Below are 2,279 nucleotides of genomic sequence, written 5' to 3' on the forward strand. Positions count from 1 at the left end.
ATCGAGTTCTTTCCGCTACCTAGGGCATTTTCTATGACCGAAATGCCCTATTTGTGCTGGGCTTTTTTATACACTAGCACTGGGGTGAATAGTTACTTTTTGATAAATATTTGTTTTAATTCTTCCAATTGTTTCTTAAAGTTGTTTTTCTGATCATCTGAATATTGGTCGTACCAATCTGTACATACATCGGATACCTGCAAAAGCATAGTCAATTTGTTTTTTACTAGTTCATTCGTGGAGTAAAATTCTCGAAGTTTATGCAAATCCGTTCCTACATCATAAACCCCTATTATTTGACAGTTCGTTCTATAGTAATCGGGATATTTAGTTTTTATATAGCGTATTTTTTCCATAACGTCATCAAACGTACCTTTGTTGTTGGCATAAACTCTCATTCTATCATTTTCTTCCTTATACCCATTTAAACTAATAGATAGAAGAAAATTGTTGTGTACCAAAAATTCTATTTTTTCTTCATCTAATAAGGTAGCATTGGTTGTCATATTAAAATAAATTTTCCCGTTGTATATTTGCTTAGAGTAAGTAACAATTTCTTTGATCAGTGTATAATTTAATAAAGGTTCCCCACCGTAAAAACCAATTATAGGTATCAAAAACGGCTTCTTTTTCTTTATATTAGAAATACTAGATAAATACTTAAATACAGCTTCTTTAGCGATGGAAGAGTCCATTTTAAAGGAATTATGTGTCCTGCTGTTTTCATAGTTTCCTGAGTACACGCAGTATTTGCATCTTAGATTGCAATTTTCCGTTACAATCAGTATTAATTGTCTAAATCCGTTTTCATGAATAAATTTTTCTATTTCTTCCCTGTTCGCTGCTTTAAACTCATAACGTTGCTCACCAAACACTACTCTCTTATTAGGAACATTATCTACAACACTTACATTCCCTGTCGTATCATCATAAAAATAAGAATTATTCATTGTGCTAAAGTAAAAACCTCTTTTTTCCAAAGTACTCATCCTTTCATAAATATTTTGGAAAAGTCATCCTATCATTAAGGATGACTTTTCCAATATTCACCGCCTTAATCCACTTGCCTATCTCAACTAAGAAGATTTTTTATGAATCATATCCACTAGCATATCCTGATGTTGTTCCTACTGCATCCATAATTGGGCTAGTAGTGTCAATTGCGCAAACTCCTAGGCAAGGTGCAGCACATTTGAGAGCGCACATCCAGACGCCATCAGGCTTTACTTCTTTCATTTTATCACCCCTTCCTTAAATTCTATTAAATTCCTATCCTTTGTTAAAAGGGTAGGATTTACAAGTATATATTAACAAGTTATTGTTAAATTGGAAATAAAGAATACTCTTTTTTAACAAAATATACAAAAATTATGTATTTTTGTATATTGTCAAACTTTATATAGTGAATATAGTTTTTGGATATTCACCACAAGTTGTACTTGATCATTCAAGATCGGTGTGCATAGAGAAAATAGAGGATACAGAAAATGCGAATTTTCCTATATGGTAAAGGTAACCAATCCCAACCATTGGAGGAAAATTCGCATGTATTCTCAGTTTATCAAAGAACTCATCGACTTACTATATACATGCAACGAAAAAGTTTAACATATCATTGACGGAAAAGTCGCTTATCCACTTTTCGACTGGCGGTGACCGAACAATCACCCGCTTCGCAGCCTCGCCCGACAGTCGATCCAATCGCTCTGTAAAAACTACAAATGTTAAAGATTCAAATTGCACCTATATAGAAGGCCGGTGAATTAATGGGGAATAGACTTCATCAGGATCCCGGTCGGCTGTCGGTGACTCGGTCTGTTCATCTTCCCGGGCGGTGCGGGCGAGGTAGTCCTCCAACGTTTCCACCGGAGCGAGCTTGACCTCCCGCAAGCTGTGGATCGAGGCATTCGCCCGCACTTGGGTGCCGTCATCCGCCGCATGGACATCCGGCGAGACCAACCCCGCCGCGATGCACGGATCCACCACGCAGGTCATCAGCCGATCAAAGATTCCATGTTGGCGCCAGCGTTTCCGTGTTTTGACGAGCGTCGTTCGATCCGGCAGTGTGGGGTGATGAGGATCCGGATGGAGCACGGATTCAAAGTCGAGACCGCAAAACCACAAGCATCCGGCATGCATGGGGAGGATCTCATACAACTCCCGCTCGGAGTGGTCGAACCAATACGAGAGCAGCATTAGGCGAAGCAGCCGTTCCGGATCCGCCGCCGGGCGACCCGTTTTTTCCGTGTACAGGGGAGCCACCCAATCGTGAATGACGG

General features: G+C 39.4%; 2 protein-coding genes and 1 pseudogene. All 3 read right to left on the minus strand.

Annotated features, from left to right (window positions below):
- Positions 1-92 precede the first annotated feature (92 nt).
- On the minus strand, positions 93-980 hold the full coding sequence (locus tag CV945_RS16785) for a radical SAM protein (protein WP_232722314.1): 888 nt from the start codon (positions 978-980) through the stop codon (positions 93-95).
- Between the two features lie 109 nt (positions 981-1,089).
- Positions 1,090-1,236, minus strand: coding sequence for a huazacin family RiPP peptide (locus CV945_RS17800; protein WP_156779978.1), 147 nt, complete (start codon positions 1,234-1,236; stop codon positions 1,090-1,092).
- 549 nt (positions 1,237-1,785) lie between these two features.
- Positions 1,786-2,279: pseudogene (locus CV945_RS16790) on the minus strand (transposase); the annotation flags it as partial.

The organism is Geobacillus sp. Manikaran-105, from assembly GCF_002809955.1.
Taxonomy (GTDB): Bacteria; Bacillota; Bacilli; order Bacillales; family Anoxybacillaceae; genus Geobacillus; species Geobacillus thermophilus.

Bases quoted from the DNA above. Each gene is read 5' to 3' on its own strand.
- CV945_RS17800 (WP_156779978.1), bottom strand. From the start codon at position 1,236: ATGAAAGAAGTAAAGCCTGATGGCGTCTGGATGTGCGCTCTCAAATGT.